Origin of the sequence: Bradyrhizobium sp. HKCCYLRH2015 (assembly GCF_051168215.1) — a bacterium.
Classification (GTDB): domain Bacteria; phylum Pseudomonadota; class Alphaproteobacteria; order Rhizobiales; family Xanthobacteraceae; genus Bradyrhizobium.
On record NZ_JBNPUO010000009.1, the window covers coordinates 117,495 to 132,982 of the forward strand.

The window sequence follows — 15,488 nt, forward strand, 5'->3', positions numbered from 1 at the left end:
CCTCCGTGATGGAGGGCGTGAAGGAACATCGTCATGTCCAAACCCAAAGTTCTCATTTCCGACGCACTCTCCCCGGCTGCCGTGCAGATTTTCAAGGATCGCGGCATCGAGGTCGACTTCCAGCCCAATCTCGGCAAGGACAAGGACAAGCTCGCCGACATCGTCGGCGACTATGACGGCCTTGCGATCCGCTCCGCCACCAAGGCCACGGCCAAGATCATCGAGCGCGCCAAGCGGCTCAAGGTGATCGGCCGCGCCGGCATCGGCGTCGACAATGTCGAAATCCCCGCGGCAACCGCCAAGGGCATCATCGTGATGAACACGCCGTTCGGCAATTCGATCACGACCGCCGAGCATGCGATCACGATGATGCTGTCGCTGGCGCGCGAGATCCCGCAGGCCGACGCCTCGACCCAGGCCGGCAAGTGGGAGAAGAACCGCTTCATGGGCGTCGAGATCACCGGCAAGACGCTGGGCGTGATCGGCTGCGGCAATATCGGCTCGATCGTCTGCGACCGTGCGCAGGGCCTGCGCATGAAGGTGATCGGCTTCGATCCGTTCCTCACCGAGGAGCGCGCGCTCGATCTCGGCGTCGAGAAGGTCGAGCTCGAGGAGCTGCTGAAGCGCGCCGATTTCATCACGCTGCACACGCCGCTGACCGACAAGACCCGCAACATCATCGATGCCGCGGCGATCGCCAAGATGAAGCAGGGCGTGCGCATCATCAATTGCGCCCGCGGCGGCCTGATCGACGAGCAGGCGCTGCTCGCGGCGCTCAACAGCAAGCATGTCGCGGGTGCCGCGCTCGACGTGTTCGCCGAGGAGCCGGCCACCAGCAATCCGCTGTTCGGCCATGCCAACGTGATCTGCACGCCGCATCTCGGCGCCTCGACCACGGAAGCGCAGGAGAACGTCGCGCTGCAGATCGCCGAGCAGATGTCGGACTACCTGCTCACCGGCGCGATCTCGAACGCGATCAACTTCCCGTCGATCACGGCCGAGGAAGCGCCCAAGCTGAAGCCGTTCATCGCGCTCGCCGAGAAGCTCGGCTCGTTCGCGGGCCAGCTCACGGAAAGCAGCATCACCAAGATCCAGATCACCTATGAAGGCCACGTCGCCGAGATGAAGACCCGGGCGCTGACCTCGGCGGTGCTGGCGGGGCTGCTGCGGCCGATGCTGGGCGAGGTCAACGTGGTCTCGGCGCCGGTCATCGCCAAGGAGCGCGGCATGATCGTCGACGAGGTGCTGCGCGCCGGCGAGAGCGACTATGAGAGCCTGATCACGGTCGCGGTCACCACCGAGCACCAGGAGCGCGCGGTGTCGGGCACGGTCTACGCCGACGGCAAGCCGCGCCTCGTCGACATCAAGGGCATCCGTGTCGACGCCGAGTTCGGCAAGTCGATGATCTACGTCACCAACGAGGACAAGCCGGGCTTCATCGGCAAGTTCGCAAGCCTCCTGGGCGACGCCAAGATCAACATCGCGACCTTCCATCTCGGCCGCGTCGCGCCGGGCAGCGACGCGATCGCGCTGGTCGAGGTCGACGGTGCGGTGCCGGCCGATCTGCTCGCCAAGATCCAGGCGCTGCCGCAGGTCAAGCAGGCCAAGGCGCTGGCGTTCTGATCGTCCGATGAGATGAGTTGCAACGGCGGCGCGGCCTCTGGCCCTGTCGCCGTTGCGACTCTGAAGGGCCATCGAGCGACCGGCCCTTCAAGCCGTCGATTGAACCCGGCTTTCTTTCCCTGCGTCTAACGCCCGATGAAGGACCGGCTGACCCGGTCCCGTGGGCGTTGGGCTGCGGAGAAAGTGATGACCATGCGAAACAAGGGCCTGCTTGCCACGGGTCTCGTCCTGGGTGCTGCGCTGACGGCGGTGCCCGGCCATGCGGCAAACGTCGATACGACCTCCACTGTCGATGCCGTGACGGTCTATCCGGATGGCGCGACGGTGACCCGGGTCATCTCGCTCGACCTTCCCGCAGGTGACAGCACCGCGATCGCCAAGGACTTCCCGCTCGGCCTCGATGCGTCCTCGCTGCGCGTGGAAGGCGAGGCCGGCACCAAGCTCGTGATCGGCACCGTCGACGCCAAGCCGCCGCGTGCGGCGCCGCCCGTCAACCTGCCCGACATCGACAAGCGCATCGAAGCGCTGCAGGACGAGCGTGCCAATCTCGACGGCGCGATTGCAGCGGCTGTTGCGCGCAAGAAATTTGCCGAGCGTTTTGCCGAGGCATCGCCGGCCGGGCTCGGCGAGAAGGGCGAGGCGCGTCCGATCACGGAATGGCGTGCCGCGTTCGCCGCCGTTGCCGACGAGGTCGGACAGGCCGACGCGGCGATCCGTGATGCGGAGCGCAAGCAGCGCGACATCGATCGCGAGATCGCGCGCCTGCAGGACAATCTCACGACGAAGCCCCCGAGCAAGCTGGAGGTGCGGATCGAATTGTCGGCGGCGGCAGCGACCAAGGCGACCTTGCGCGTGACCTACGCGGTGCGCAATGCCCGCTGGGTGCCGCTCTATGACGCGCGTCTTGACACGTCGGCGAAGGACCACAAACCGGCTCTCGAGCTGGTGCGACGCGCCGAGATCCAGCAGGCCACCGGCGAGGACTGGCCCGAGGTCGCGCTCACGGTTTCGACGGTGCGGACCGGACGCGGCGGCAGTGCGCCCGAACTCAGGACGATCATCGCGCAATATCCGCCGCCGCCACCGCCAGCGCCGAAGCCGGCCGCCGTGAGCGCGGCACGAGGACTCATGGAGAGCCGGCAGGAGTTTCGCTTTAACGGAGGGACGATGTTCGGAGATGTCGCGGACAAGGCCGTCGAGCAGCAGACGGTCGCGGAGATCAGCGCCTTCCAGACCGTCTTCCGTCTTCCCGGACGCGTCAGCGTCGGTGCCAATGATGGCGCGAAGAGCCTGCGCATCTCCACCGCGACGATCACGCCCGAACTGACGATCCGTTCCGCGCCCGTCATCGATCCCACCGCCTATCTCGAAGCGAGCTTCCCACAGGCGGAGGACGCGCCGCTGCTGCCGGGCAAGGTCTCGATCTATCGCGACGGCATGTTCGTCGGCACCAGCAAATTGGCCGCCGCGGGCAAGGATGAGCCCGTTCGTCTCGGCTTCGGGGCCGACGACGAGGTCAAGGTCGAGCGTAGTGTCGTCAAGCGCAACGAAGGCTCGGCCGGCCTGATCGTGACGACGGCGAAGATCGACGAGCGCGCCTTCAAGACGACGGTCCGCAACGCGCATGATTTCCCGGTCAAGGTCGCGATCCAGGATCAGCTGCCGGTCAGCGAGAACGAAGAGATCACGGTCGAGATGCTTCCTGCGACCACGCCGCCGGTCTCGACCAACGTCCGCGACCGGCGTGGCGTCGTCGAATGGGTGATCGACGCCAAACCCGGCGAGACCAAGGATATCGCCTTCGCCTGGCGCGTGCGCTGGCCGAAGGACAAGTCGATCGTGATGCAGCCGTCGGGCTGAGTGCCGGGCGGGGGGACTGGTGCCGCTTGATCCATGACAAGCCGCCCGGTCCCGGTCCTGTTATGCGCGAGTGGAACCCCGTTGATCACGTCCTGTCCGGCCGTGATCGATCTCGACCGAGAGCGCCGACATGGAATCCGACCCGAACACCCGCAAGCAGGCCGTCGCCGTCGGCTACATCTTCCTCGCCGGCGTCGGCATGCTGCTGCTGCAGTGGCTGCTGACGACCTACAACACGGTCGAGACCATTCCATACAGCCAGTTCGAGCAATTGATCGAGCAGGGCAAGATCTCCGAGGTGTCGGTCAGCCAGGACACCATCCAGGGCAAGTTCAAGGACAAGCAGTCCGACGGCAAGACGTCGTTCATCACCGCGCGCGTCGATCCGCCGCTGGCCGAGAAGCTCGCCGCGAAGGGCGTGAAGGTGACCGGCGTGCCCTCGGGCGGGCTGATCCAGACGCTGCTGTCCTGGGTCGTGCCGGCGCTGATGTTCTATCTCATCTGGGTGTTCCTCGGCCGCAAGGTGATGGACCGCCAAGGCTTCGGCGGTCTGATGTCGATCGGCAAGTCGCGCGCCAAGGTCTATGTCGAGACCGACACCAAGGTCACCTTTGCCGATGTCGCAGGGGTCGACGAGGCCAAGTTCGAGCTGCAGGAGGTCGTGCAGTTCCTGAAGGATCCGAAGAGCTATGGCCGGCTCGGCGCACACGTCCCCAAGGGCATCCTGCTGGTCGGCCCGCCCGGCACCGGCAAGACCCTGCTCGCGCGCGCGGTGGCGGGCGAAGCGGGGGTGGCGTTCTTCTCGATCTCCGGATCCGAGTTCGTGGAGATGTTCGTCGGCGTCGGCGCTGCCCGCGTGCGCGATCTGTTCGAGCAGGCCCGCAAGGCCGCGCCTTGCATCATCTTCATCGATGAGCTCGACGCGCTCGGCCGCAGCCGAACCGCGGGTGGCCAACTCGGCGGCTACGATGAGAAGGAGCAGACGCTCAATCAATTGCTGGCGGAGCTCGACGGCTTCGACCCAAGCTCCGGCGTCATCCTGCTCGCCGCCACCAATCGGCCGGAGATCCTCGATCCCGCGCTCATGCGCGCCGGCCGCTTCGATCGCCAGGTGCTGGTCGACCGTCCTGACAGGGGCGGGCGGCTCGCAATTCTCAAGGTGCATGTCCGCAAGATCACGGTCGCCGACAGCGTCGATCTCGACAAGGTCGCGGCACTGACGGCCGGCTTCACCGGCGCCGACCTCGCCAACCTGATCAACGAGGCGGCGATCGCGGCGACCCGCCGCAAGGGTCACGAGGTGACGTTCGACGATTTCACGATGGCGATCGAGCGCATCGTCGCCGGCATCGAGAAGAAGAGCCGCGTGCTCAGTCCCGCCGAGCGCCGCCGTGTCGCCTATCACGAGATGGGCCACGCGCTGGTCGCGGCCAATCTCGTCGGCGTCGATCCGGTGCAGAAGGTCTCGATCATTCCGCGCGGCGTCGGCGCGCTCGGCTACACGATGCAGCGCCCGACCGAGGATCGCTTTCTGCTCGCGGTCAGCGAGCTGAAGAACCGCATCGCCGTCCTGATGGGCGGCCGCGCCTCGGAGCAGTTGATCTTCGACGGCGACGTGTCGACCGGCGCCGCCGACGATCTGCAGCGCGCGACCGAGATCGCCATCGAGATGGTCACCAAATACGGGATGGATGCGACTGTCGGGCAGCGCACTTACGCGCCGCGTCCACAGATCTCGTTCCTGCAGCCGCAGGATCAGATCGTGTCGGCGGCCGAGGAGACCGGGCGCGAGATCGACCTCGCGGTGCGGGATCTGATCGCAGACGGCGATGCCCGTGCCAGGGCGATTCTCGAAAGCCATCGCCCGGACCTCGAGCGCGGCGTCGCCCTCCTGATCGCCAAGGAGACGCTGACCGCCGAGGAGTTCGCGCCATTGCGGCCCGCCTCCGCCGCGGCGCCGGCCCCGGATGCCGTTGTCCCGAGCTGATCCGGGTTTCTACGGGGGCGCGTTCGCAACCGAACTCTAACCATCACCTGATCAGTTAACCGGCAGCTCACCTTGACAGATCGAGGCCGTCGATCGGGGACCGGGCGGAGTTCTTTGCGTGCTGCTGAACAACCTGAAGATTGCCCCCAAGCTCGCCATCGTCGTCGGCGTCGCGATGCTGGGCCTTGCCGCGGCCGGTACGTTTGCCGGCACTCTGATGCAAAAGGAGATGGTCAATGCCCGCATCGAACAGTGCCGGGCGATCGTCGAGACCGCGCGTAACATGGCCCTCGGCCTCATCAAGGATGTCGAAGCCGGCAAATTGACGAAGGAGGCTGCGCTCGACGAGTTCGTCGATCGCGGGAGAACGATGACCTTCGACAAGGGCACGGGCTATCTGTTCGCCTATACGATGGACGGCAATGTGGTGCTGTCCCAGGATCCGAAGCAGCGCGGCTCGAACGTGATCGATTTCGAGCTCAACGGCCGCAAGCTCGTCGTCGAGCTGCGCGACGGCGTTGCCAAGGATGGCGAAGTCACCTTGCACTACGAATATCTGCGTCCCGGTCAGGAGCAGCCGACCCGCAAGATCTCCTATGCGGTGATGATTCCCGGCTGGAATACGTTCGTGGGCACCGGCGTCTATGTCGACGATCTCGACGCGAAGATGAAGCCGTTGAAATGGCTGATCTGGATGGCCTGCGCAGGCATCGCGGTCGTCGCCGGCGGGATCGCCTGGCTGATCAGCCGCAGCATCAGCGTGCCGCTCGATCGTCTCGGCGTCCGCATGCGCGAGATCGCCGACGGCCGGCTCGAGGGCGAGATTCCCGGTGTCGGCCGCGGCGACGAGATCGGCGGGATGGCCGCGACCGTCCAGATCTTCAAGGACAACGCGCTGCGGATGCGCGAGCTCGAGCAGGCCGAGGCCGCCACCCAGCAGCGCGCGGCCGCCGAGCGGACCGCGGCCATGCAGAACCTCGCAGCCGACTTCGAGCGCAGCGTCAATGGCATCGTCCGCTCGGTGGCGTCGGCGGCCGAGGGCATGCAGCACACCGCGCAGTCGATGACCTCGACCGCGAGCGATGCCAGCTCGCGCGCTTCGACCGTCAGCGCCGCCACCCAGAGCGCCAGCGACAATGTCGGCACGGTCGCCGCCGCGGCCGAGGAGCTGTCGAGCTCGGTCAACGAGATTTCGCGCCAGGTCGCCCGCTCCAGCGAGATCGCGAGCAAAGCCGTGGGCGACGCGGAGCGCACCAACGCCACCGTTCAGGTGCTGTCGACCGGTGCTGAGAAGATCGGCGAGGTCGTCAAGCTGATCCATTCGATCGCGGCGCAGACCAACCTGCTGGCGCTGAACGCCACGATCGAAGCCGCCCGCGCTGGCGAATCCGGCAAAGGCTTTGCGGTCGTCGCTTCGGAGGTGAAGGCGCTCGCCAACCAGACGGCGAAGGCGACCGAGGAGATCTCGGCGCAGGTCGCGGCGATGCAGACCTCGACGCAGGATGCGGTCACCGCCATCAGCGGCATCACCCAGACCATCGCGCAGATGAGCGAGATCACCAATTCGATCTCGACCTCGATCGCGCAGCAGGGCGACGCGACGCGCGAGATCGCGCGCAACATCCAGTCGGTCGCGGCCGGCTCCAACGAGATCAGCGCCCATATCGGCGGCGTCACCAAGGCGGCGGAAGCGACGGGCATGGCCGCCTCGGAAGTGCTGTCGAGCGCACGTGAGCTCGACAGCCAGTCGGGCCTGCTGCAGCAGGCCGTCGATGGCTTCATGGCAAAGGTGCGAACGGCCTGAGGCGGCTTGGAACGGACCCCACGCTCAGGCCATCTTGGGGCCGCCCGTGCGCGAGGCGATGATCACGCCCGCGATGACCAGCGCATAGCCCATGAGGTGGAACAGCCTGAGCTCCTCGCCGAGCAGCAGGATCGCCAGCACCGAGCCGAACAACGGGACCAGGTGCAGGAACGGCGCGGCGCGGTTCGGTCCGATCAGGCTGATGCCGCGGTTGAAGAACAGATAGGCCAGCGTCGAGGCGAAGACGACGACGTAGCCGAGCGTCGCGATCGAGAGCAGGTCGGGCGCGAGCACGAACCCGGAGGAATATTCCCAGACCGCCAGCGGCAGCAGCAGAACGGCGCCGAGCGCCGTGCAGGACGAGATCAGCGACAACTGGTGCACCGCCGGCCGCCGCGTCATGGCGGCGGAGTAGAGGCCGAACACCAGCAATGCGCCCGCGAACATCAGGTCGCCGCGGTTGAACTGGATGCCCGCGAGCGCACCGAGATCGCCGCGCGTCAGGATCACCAGCACGCCGCTCAGCGACATCGCGATGCCTGCGAACTGGGCCAGGCTCAGCCTGACGCCGAACAGCAGCAACGACCACAGCGCCACGAACAGCGGCGTCGACGATTGGATCAGCAGCCCGTTGAGCGCCTGGGTGTATTGCATGGCCCAATAGGACAGCGCGTTGTTGATCGCGAATCCGGTCAGCGCCAGCAGCAGCAGAAGCGGCCAGTGCGCGAGCAGCGTGCGCCAGTCGCGCGCCAGGTGCGTGCGTGCGAACGGCCACAGCATCAGGAAGGTCCCGATCCAGCGGATGCACGACAGCGTCAGCGGCGGCACGTGCCCGGCGACGTAGCGCGCGAGCACGATGTTGCCGGCCCAGAACAGCGAAGCCAGCGTGAGCAGCACGTAAGGCTGGTTGTTGAGCCAGGCGAGCGGCGATGATGGCTTGATGTCGTCGGCGGGCAAGGGAGGCGGGACGCTCTGGCGGGGGGAGGACGCAAGGTGGGCCAAATCGCGGCGCTGCGCAATGCGCCGCCGGGGATTGGTGCCATGCAGGCGCCGTCGCCCGGGAACAGCGTCTCACGTTGCCTGTTTGCGCGACGCCACGAACACGCCGGCCAGCACCAGGGCAAAGCCGATCACGTGGAAGATCTGCGGCTGCTCGCCGAGGAACACGAAGGCCATGATCGAGCCGAACACCGGCACCACGTGAAAGAACGGCGCGGCGCGGTTGGCGCCGATCAGGAGCACGCCGCGATTGAAGCAGAGATAGGCGATCGTCGATGGAAAGATCGCGACGTAGAGCAGCGAGAGCAGGTTCTGCGCGTCGAACGCCATGACCGGTCGCACGTTGAGCTCCCAGATCAGCAGCGGAATCAGGCTGGCGGCACCGCAGCCGAAGGTGAAAGCGACCATCGACAGGCCGTGGATCTGCGGGCGCTTGAGCGTCAGGACCGAGTAGAAGCCGAACACCGTCATCGCGACGAGGAAGATCAGGTCGCCCTTGTTGAAGTTGACGTCGGCGAGTGCCGCGGGGTGGCCGCGCGTCAGGATGAGCAGCACGCCGGCCATTGACAGCACGATGCCGATCGCCTGCGCCAGGGTCAGGTGCACGCGCAGCAGCAGCATCGACCAGATTGCCACGATGAGCGGACCAGCCGACTGCAGCAGCAGGGTGTTGAGGGCCTGCGTATATTCGAGCGACCAGTATTGCAGCGTGTTGAAGGCGCCGATGCCCGTCACGGACAATGCGATCATGATGCCGAGCCGCGACCGGATCGCGGGCCAGTCCTGGCGCAGCTGTTTCCAGGCGAGCGGCAGGATCAGCAGGAAAGCCAACGACCAGCGCAGGAACGACAACGTCACCGGCGGGATGTGGCCGGCGGCGAGCCGGCCGACGATCGAGTTGCCGGCCCAGCACAGCGCCGTGATGCTCAGCAATACGTAGGGCTGGTTGGCGATCCAGCCGGGCGCGGTGGACGCGGTGCGATCGGCGGCAGACATGCGGCGCTGTTGGATCCGGTTGATGCGCCGCGGCAATCGGCCCGGCGATCCCAGGCCGAAGTTTCTCCCCGGCTGGGTCGACAGACACCAATTGCCGCTGCCTATCAAGAGGGCAGATGCATCGCGACCATGCAGCGATGATCGTCTTCAGGAGCCGGCATGCGGGGCATGTCCACGGTGCCGTCGCCGGGGTCCGGATTGGACCGCGACGGATTTGAGACGCTCCGCACTCAGCAGATAGACGATGACGAGAGCGGCGATGGCGGCCAAGACGATGGCAGGCGGCGCAACGAAGCCGAACCAGGCGCCGGCCGGGGTGAAGGGCACGACCAGCGCGACGGCGAGCGCAGTCAGTGACGACGCCGTCAGCATCGGATCGGCGCGGTTGCTCCATGGCCGTCCGTTGGTCCGGATGATGAAGATGACGAGGATCTGGGTCGCCATCGATTCGAGGAACCAGGCGGTCCGGAACTCGTCGGGCGTCGCATGGAACAAATACAGCAGTGCGCCGAAGGTGAGAAAATCGAACAGCGATGACAGCGGGCCCATGATCGCGGCAAAGCGCAGCAGCCGCTTCATGTCCCAGCGCTGCGGCCGCGCGGTGGCCTGCGGACTCACACGATCGAACGGGATGCCGAGCTCGGAGAGATCGTAGAGCAGGTTGTTGAGCAGGATCTGCGTCGGCAGCATCGGCAGGAACGGCAGCATGATCGAGGCGACCGCCATCGACAGCATGTTGCCGAAATTCGAGCTCGCGCCCATCCGCACGTATTTCAGGATGTTGGCGAAGGTGCGCCGTCCTTCCTCCACGCCGTCGGCGACCACCTCGAGATCGGAGGCGAGCAGGATCATGTCGGCGGCCGATTGCGCCACGCCGGTCGCCCCGTCGACCGACAGGCCGATGTCGGCCACCTTCAGTGCCGGCGCGTCGTTGATGCCGTCACCCAGGAAGCCGACGACGTGGTCCGAGGCCTGCAGCGCCTTGACGATGCGCGATTTCTGATCGGGGGCGAGCCGGCCGAACGCATCGGCCGAACGCACCTGCACCGCAAGCGCATCGTCGCTGAGCTCGGCGATGTCGCTGCCGGACAGCACGCGATCCGCTCTCAGCCCGACCAGCCCGGCCAGTCGCTTGACCACGACCGGATCGTCGCCGGACAGGATCTTCAGCGCGATGCCGGCGCGCGCAAGCTGCGCGATGGCCGCGGCTGCGGTCGGCTTGGGCGGATCGGCGAACGCGCACAGACCCTCGAAGATCAGCTCCTGCTCGTCATCGGTCTCGATCTCGCGCGGCACGCCGGTCCAGGGCCTTGACGCGATGGCGACCGTGCGCAGGCCCTCGCGCGCCAGCGCGTGGACGCGCTCGCGCATGTCGGTGCGGCCGCTGTCGTCGAGCGGCGCGACGGTGCTGCCCTGCCGCTGCTGCGTGCACAGTTCGATCACCGCCTCCGGCGCGCCCTTCACGATCAGGATCTGTTCTGCCCCGCGGATCGCCAGCACCGAGCCGAGCCGGCGCGAGAAGTCGAAGGTCTGCTGTCCGCCCAGGGTCCATCCTGCCACCTCAAGGTCCGCGCCGGCGATGAGCGCGGTGTCGAGCGAACCACGATCACCGCCGAGTGCGGCAGCGATCGCGCCGAGCTCCGCGGCTCGCGGGTCGTCGCTGCCGTCGGGCGCGATGCTTCGGGCCAGCGTGATCTCGGCTGAGGTCAATGTTCCCGTCTTGTCGGTGCACAGCACCGACATCGCGCCGAGATCATGGATCGCCGCGAGCCGCTTCACGATCACCTTGCGCTTGGCCATGCGGAGCGCGCCGCGCGACAGCGTCACGGTCGTGATCATCGGCAGCAGCTCGGGCGTCAGTCCGACGGCCAGCGCCACCGAGAACAGCAGAGAGTCGAGCACATCGCGTCCGAATACGACGCGCACCGTGAGCACGATCACGACCAGGGCCAGCGTCAGCCGCGCGATGACGAGGCCGAATTCGTGCAGGTCGCGCTCGAACGGCGTGCGGGCCTGCGCTTCGGCCAGCGCCGAGGCGGCAGCGCCGAACATCGTGTTCGGCCCGGTGTTGACGACGATCGCGACGGCCTCTCCGGTCTGGGCCACTGAGCCGCGAAACAGCACATTCGACGTGTCGTTCTCATCGCTGGGAATGCCGGCCTGTTTCGTCACGGGATAGGGCTCTCCCGTCAGCGCCGCCTCGCCGGCAGTGAAGGCCTTGCTTTCGATGATCAGCGCATCGGCAGGAACGATGTCGCCCGCGCGGACGCGCAGGATGTCTCCGGGAACGACGGCGTCGACGTCGATCTCGCGATAGGCGCCGTCCCGCTTGACCTCGGCCTTCAGGGCCACGGAGCGGCGGAGCTCCTCGGCCGCCTTGACGGCATGCCCCTCCTGAACCGTATCGAGCCCGATCGACAGCGTGAGGATGAGGACGATGATGGCGCCGCCGATCACGTCGCCCGTCACCATCGAGATGATGCCGGCCACCAGCAGGATCAGCGATAGCGGCTCGAGCAGGCGGCGAAGCACGGCGCGCATCGGCCCCACGACATGGGATGGGGAGTCGGCATTCCGGCCGTAGCGTTGCAGCCGCTGCCCGGCGTCGGCCCCGCCGAGGCCGTTCAGGTCGCAGCCCAGCGCTGCGGCTGCCTGCGCAGGCGACAGCCGCCAGAACCGGTGCAGGCCGGGGCTCGTATCGGTGCTCACATGCATCCGTTCATGTTCGTGGATGATTGGTGATGGTCATCTTGTCTGATTTGCATGAAGGATCGTGCGCCGGTTGACCTAGCGCAACATCCTGCTGCCGCGATCCCCTAGCTTTGCGGGCAATGCGCCGCGGGCTGACGGCCGCACCCGAGGAATGGATGGCGCCCGTCGCCGGGCATCATTCGCATTGACGAGTTTGTATTGAGGACCATGGCCGAACAAGCCGCAGCTCTCCCATCCCCCACGAAAGCCGCCGTTGGTCCGACCGTCCTGGCGGCGGTCTGGGCGCATCGCTGGTTCGCTCTCGCCATCATCGTGCTACTCGGCCTTGGCGGCTGGCAAAGCGTCCGCGTCATGCTTGGGCCTGCCATCGTCGTCGATCAGGTCCGGCGCGGCGACCTCGTCGAGACGGTCGTTGCCAGCGGTCACGTCGAGACGCCGTTCCGCGTCGAGATCGGCAGCCAGATCACCGGCACGGTCGAGGAGGTGCTGGTGCTGGAAGGCCAGCATGTCACCAAGGGCCAGCCGCTGATCTCGCTGGAGTCGCGCGAGCTGAAGGCTGCGGTGGTGCAGGCACAAGGGCAGGTGGCGCAGGCCGAGGCGCGGATGCGCCAGCTCGCCGAGCTGACCTTGCCGTCGGCGAAGGAGGCGTTGCGCCAGGTGCAGGCGACCTTGCTCAATGCCCAGCAGACCTATGACCGGACGTCGCAGCTGACCGGCAACGGCTATGCGACGCGCGCGGCGCTCGACGAGGCCCAGAAGACGCTCGACGTTGCGCTGGCGCAGAAGCGTGCCGCCGAATTCCAGGTCTTCACGGCGAGCCCCGGCGGCAGCGACTACGTCATGGCCGAGACGCAGCTGAACCAGGCGCGCGCCAATCTCGACACCGCGCAGTCGCGTCTCGGCTATGCGACGATCTCGGCGCCACGCGACGGCGTGCTGATCACGCGCAGTGTCGAGCGCGGCACCGTGGCGCAACCCGGCAAGATGCTGCTCGTCCTGGCACCTGCCGGCGATCTCCAGCTCGTCCTGCAGATCGACGAGCGCAATCTCGGCAAGCTGGCGCTCGGCCAGACGGCGCTGGCGTCGGCCGATGCCTATCCCGACAAGCGCTTCCCCGCCGTGGTCAGCTACATCAACCCCGGCATCGATATTTCCCGCGCGTCCGTCCAGGTCAAGCTGATCGTCAAGGACCCGCCCGACTATCTGCGCCAGGACATGACGGTGTCTGTCGACATCGAGGTCGCCTCCCGCAAGGATACGCTGGAGCTGCCGGTGCGCTCGGTTCACGACATCACCTCGGGACAGCCCTGGGTGCTCGGGGTGAAGGACGGCCGCGCCGCCAAGCAGCCGGTGCGCGTCGGCATCCGCGGCAACAGCCATGTCGAGATCGTCGACGGCTTGAATGCCGGTGACATCGCCGTGCCCCAGAGTTCCGGCATCCTGACCGGCCAGCGCTTCCGTCCGGTGCTGCCGTGAACCGCTGGCTGCCCTTCGAGTGGATCGCGGCGGTACGCTTCCTGCGCGAGGGCCGGCTGCAGACCTTGTTCATCATCGGCGGCATCGCGATCGGCGTCGGCGTCATCGTGTTCATGTCGGCGATGCTGGCGGGCCTCGAGGCCAATTTCATCAAGCGCGTGCTGACCTCGCAGCCGCAGATCCAGCTGCTGACGCCGGATCAGGTTGCGCGTCCCCTGCGCAACGACAATGGCGTGATCGAGGATGCCATCGTGCAGCGTCCGAGCCAGCGCGTGATCTCGATCGATCAATGGCCGAAGATCCGCAATCAGATGCTGGCGATGCCGGAGATCTCGGCGGTGTCGCCGACCATCTCCGGCTCCGCCCTCGCCATTCGCGGCGACGCCAGCCGCGCCGTGACGCTGTCCGGCATCGAGCCGGAGAGCTACTTCAGAATCGTGCGCGTGCCGGACTACATCGTCGCCGGCGAGCCGCGCCTGACCAGCGAGGACATCATCATCGGCACCGAGCTCGCCAGGGATCTCGGCGCCATCGTCGGCGACAAGCTCAACATTCAGGCCGCCTCCGGCGCCAACCGCGTGCTGATCGTGACTGGCCTCGTCGACCTCGGCAGCAAGGGCGCCAATCAGCGCTCCGCCTATGTCGCGCTGCGCACGGCGCAGTCGCTGCTCGGCATGGTCGGCGGCGTCACCACGATCGACATGACGGTACGGGACATCTATGCCGCTGAGGACATTGCGCAGCGCATCCAGGCCGCCAATCGCGTCAAGGCCGACAGCTGGATCAAGACCAATGCCCAGTTCTTCACCGCGGTGCGCGCGCAGGCGACATCCAACACGCTGATCCGCGTCTTCGTCGCGCTCTCGGTCGCGTTCGGCATCGCCGCTGTGCTGATCGTCTCGGTAATCCAGCGTTCCAAGGAGATCGGGATCCTGCGTGCGATGGGCACCTCGCGCGGACAGATATTGCGCGTGTTCCTGCTGCAGGGCGGGCTGCTCGGCTTCGTCGGCTCGCTGTTCGGCGCGGCGATGGGCGCGGGTGCGCTGATCTATTGGCATGCGGTGCAGCGCCAGGCCGATGGCTCGGAGTTGTTTCCGTTGATCCTCGAACGCCGATTGTTCGTCATCACGGCCCTGCTCGCGACGGTGACGGGCCTGCTCGCCGCGACCGCGCCGGCGCTGCGCGCGGCCAAGCTCGATCCGGTGGTGGCGATCCGTGGCTGAGGTCCTGCTGCGACTGGAGAAGGTCTGCAAGGCCTACAATGTCGGGCTGTCGACCGAGACCGAGGTGCTGCACGATATCGACATCGAGGTCGACCGCGGCGAGTTCGTCGCACTGATCGGCCCGTCCGGCTCCGGCAAGAGCACTCTGCTGAACATCGTCGGTCTCTTGGACCGGCCGACCTCCGGCCGGCTGACGATCAAGGGCCAGGATACGGCATCGCTCAATGATACCGAGCTCACCCATCTGCGCGGCCATACCATCGGTTTCATCTTTCAGTCTCATCTCCTGATCTCCGCCTTCACGGCCAAGGAGAACGTGATGATGCCGCTGCTGGTCGATCGCGGCTTCCCGGGTCCCGAGATCGAGGCGCAGGCCTCGAAGCTGCTCGACCAGGTCGGGCTGGCGAAATTCGCCGACCATCTCGCGAGCAACATGTCGGGCGGCCAGCAGCAGCGCGTCGCGGTGGCGCGGGCGCTCGCGATGAACCCCGATCTGGTCCTGGCGGACGAGCCGACCGGCAACCTCGACACCAAGTCTGCCGAGGCGGTCTTTGGCCTGATGCGCGACGTCAATCGGACGGTCGGCACGAGCTTCCTGCTCGTCACCCACAACCTTGATCTGGCCCGGCGCTGCGATCGCATCATCGAGGTTGTCGACGGCCGCATCCAGAGCTGAGCGCGGGCCGCTTCGATCGTAGATTCGCCGCCGTTCGGGTGCTCAATGGAACTGCCCGGCTCGATGCGCCGCCAGAAGCGCACGGCCGGGTCGCCCGATCCGCAGCCGGGGCGGCTTGAAATTTTGGGGCTT

Annotated in this window: 10 protein-coding genes; 7 read left to right on the forward strand and 3 right to left on the reverse strand. The window is 66.7% G+C overall.

All coding sequences use genetic code 11. The annotated features are described in order from the left end of the window. The first annotated feature begins 33 nt into the window (after positions 1–33). The 4 genes from serA to ACQR1H_RS23610 all read left to right on the forward strand — a co-directional run bounded on the left by serA (position 34) and on the right by ACQR1H_RS23610 (position 7,274). Positions 34–1,623: a phosphoglycerate dehydrogenase gene (gene serA, locus ACQR1H_RS23595; RefSeq protein WP_316237580.1), complete on the forward strand. Its 1,590-nt coding sequence runs from the start codon at positions 34–36 to the stop codon at positions 1,621–1,623. A 192-nt stretch (positions 1,624–1,815) separates the two neighbouring features. Continuing rightward, entirely contained in the window at positions 1,816–3,483 is a 1,668-nt protein-coding gene (locus ACQR1H_RS23600; RefSeq protein WP_434908344.1) for a mucoidy inhibitor MuiA family protein, read from the forward strand. A gap of 130 nt (positions 3,484–3,613) precedes the next feature. After that, positions 3,614–5,470, forward strand: a complete 1,857-nt coding sequence (gene ftsH / locus ACQR1H_RS23605; RefSeq protein ID WP_434899481.1) for an ATP-dependent zinc metalloprotease FtsH — start codon at positions 3,614–3,616, stop codon at positions 5,468–5,470. A gap of 118 nt (positions 5,471–5,588) precedes the next feature. Continuing rightward, positions 5,589–7,274, forward strand: coding sequence for a methyl-accepting chemotaxis protein (locus ACQR1H_RS23610; protein WP_434908260.1), 1,686 nt, complete (start codon positions 5,589–5,591; stop codon positions 7,272–7,274). Positions 7,275–7,298: 24 nt separating this feature from the next. On the opposite strand, the gene ACQR1H_RS23615 is transcribed toward ACQR1H_RS23610, so the two are convergent. The 3 genes from ACQR1H_RS23615 to mgtA all read right to left on the reverse strand — a co-directional run bounded on the left by ACQR1H_RS23615 (position 7,299) and on the right by mgtA (position 11,978). Next, positions 7,299–8,231: a DMT family transporter gene (locus ACQR1H_RS23615; RefSeq protein ID WP_316177627.1), complete on the reverse strand. Its 933-nt coding sequence runs from the start codon at positions 8,229–8,231 to the stop codon at positions 7,299–7,301. 114 nt (positions 8,232–8,345) lie between these two features. Then, the gene (locus tag ACQR1H_RS23620) at positions 8,346–9,269 is read right to left on the reverse strand and encodes a DMT family transporter (protein ID WP_434908261.1); all 924 of its coding nucleotides are present in this window, start codon (positions 9,267–9,269) and stop codon (positions 8,346–8,348) included. A 147-nt stretch (positions 9,270–9,416) separates the two neighbouring features. Beyond that, a complete protein-coding gene (mgtA, locus tag ACQR1H_RS23625) occupies positions 9,417–11,978 on the reverse strand; it encodes a magnesium-translocating P-type ATPase (protein WP_315803330.1) in 2,562 nt (853 codons plus the stop codon). 210 nt (positions 11,979–12,188) lie between these two features. Between mgtA and ACQR1H_RS23630 the strand changes: the two genes are divergently transcribed. Genes ACQR1H_RS23630 through ACQR1H_RS23640 form a run of 3 tightly spaced genes read left to right on the forward strand, consistent with a single transcriptional unit; the run spans position 12,189 to position 15,356 of the window. Continuing rightward, entirely contained in the window at positions 12,189–13,457 is a 1,269-nt protein-coding gene (locus ACQR1H_RS23630) for an efflux RND transporter periplasmic adaptor subunit (RefSeq protein WP_434908262.1), read from the forward strand. Next, complete coding sequence (locus ACQR1H_RS23635) at positions 13,454–14,680, forward strand: ABC transporter permease (RefSeq protein WP_316217474.1); 1,227 nt, start codon at positions 13,454–13,456, stop codon at positions 14,678–14,680. Before ACQR1H_RS23630 ends, ACQR1H_RS23635 begins: the two co-directional genes overlap by 4 nt. Further along, positions 14,673–15,356 carry an ABC transporter ATP-binding protein gene (locus ACQR1H_RS23640; RefSeq protein ID WP_316237575.1) on the forward strand — a complete coding sequence of 228 codons (684 nt, stop codon included), beginning with the start codon at positions 14,673–14,675 and terminating at the stop codon, positions 15,354–15,356. The genes ACQR1H_RS23635 and ACQR1H_RS23640 overlap by 8 nt, the downstream gene beginning before the upstream one ends. The last annotated feature ends 132 nt before the right edge of the window (positions 15,357–15,488 follow it).

Coding starts and splice junctions, on each gene's coding strand:
- serA (WP_316237580.1), top strand. CDS start 34: ATGTCCAAACCCAAAGTTCTCATTTCCGACGCACTCTCCCCGGCTGCC.
- ACQR1H_RS23600 (WP_434908344.1), top strand. CDS start 1,816: ATGCGAAACAAGGGCCTGCTTGCCACGGGTCTCGTCCTGGGTGCTGCG.
- ftsH (WP_434899481.1), top strand. CDS start 3,614: ATGGAATCCGACCCGAACACCCGCAAGCAGGCCGTCGCCGTCGGCTAC.
- ACQR1H_RS23620 (WP_434908261.1), bottom strand. CDS start 9,269: ATGTCTGCCGCCGATCGCACCGCGTCCACCGCGCCCGGCTGGATCGCC.
- ACQR1H_RS23630 (WP_434908262.1), top strand. CDS start 12,189: ATGGCCGAACAAGCCGCAGCTCTCCCATCCCCCACGAAAGCCGCCGTT.